Annotated in this window: 1 protein-coding gene; it reads left to right on the top strand. The window is 68.4% G+C overall.

What is annotated here, in order from left to right; all coding sequences use genetic code 11:
• Window positions 1–901: beta-ketoacyl synthase N-terminal-like domain-containing protein (locus KN815_RS47380; RefSeq protein ID WP_216347954.1), on the top strand; the 901-nt coding region annotated here is incomplete at both ends.

Genomic DNA, 901 nt, shown 5'->3' with positions numbered 1-901 from the left:
CCTTCCCGGCGGACCGCGGATGGGATCTGACCGGCCTCTTCGACACGGCTGCGGGGGAGTCGGGCACGTCGTATGAGCGTGTCGGTGGATTCGTTCACGATGCGGGCGAGTTCGATCCCGGCCTGTTCGGGATCTCGCCGCGTGAGGCGCTGGCGATGGACCCGCAGCAGCGGCTGCTGCTGCACGCGGCATGGGAGGCGTTCGAACGGGCAGGTGTCCCGGTCGCCTCGGTCCGGGGCAGTCGGACGGGCGTGTTCGTGGGGGCTTCCCCGCAGGGCTACGGCGCCGCCGACGCATCGGAAGGCTACTTCCTCACCGGCAGTTCGGGCAGTGTCATTTCGGGTCGGGTGTCGTACACGCTCGGGCTTGAGGGTCCGGCGGTGACGGTGGATACGGCGTGTTCGTCGTCGCTGGTGGCGTTGCATCTGGCGGTGCAGGCGCTGCGGAACGGTGAGTGCTCGCTGGCGCTTGCGGGCGGTGTCACGGTGATGGCGACACCCACCGCCTTCGTGGAGTTCTCGCGTCAGGGTGGGCTGGCTTCCGATGGGCGGTGCAAGTCCTTTGCCGCTGGTGCGGATGGGACGGGTTGGTCGGAGGGCGTGGGACTGCTGCTGGTGGAGCGGTTGTCTGATGCTGAGCGCAATGGGCATCGGGTGTTGGCGGTGGTGCGGGGTTCTGCGGTGAATCAGGATGGTGCGTCGAATGGGTTGACGGCGCCGAATGGTCCATCGCAGCAGCGGGTGATCCGGCAGGCGCTGGCGAGCGCCGGACTTTCGGCGTCGGAGATCGATGCGGTCGAGGCGCACGGCACGGGCACGGCGTTGGGTGATCCGATCGAGGCGCAGGCGTTGTTGGCCACGTACGGTCAGGATCGGGATCCGGGTCGGCCATTGTTGCTGGG

The sequence above is a fragment of the Streptomyces niphimycinicus genome (genome assembly GCF_018883605.1).
Lineage (GTDB): Bacteria > Actinomycetota > Actinomycetes > Streptomycetales > Streptomycetaceae > Streptomyces > Streptomyces niphimycinicus.
This window is presented reverse-complemented; position numbering and strand designations above follow the sequence as displayed.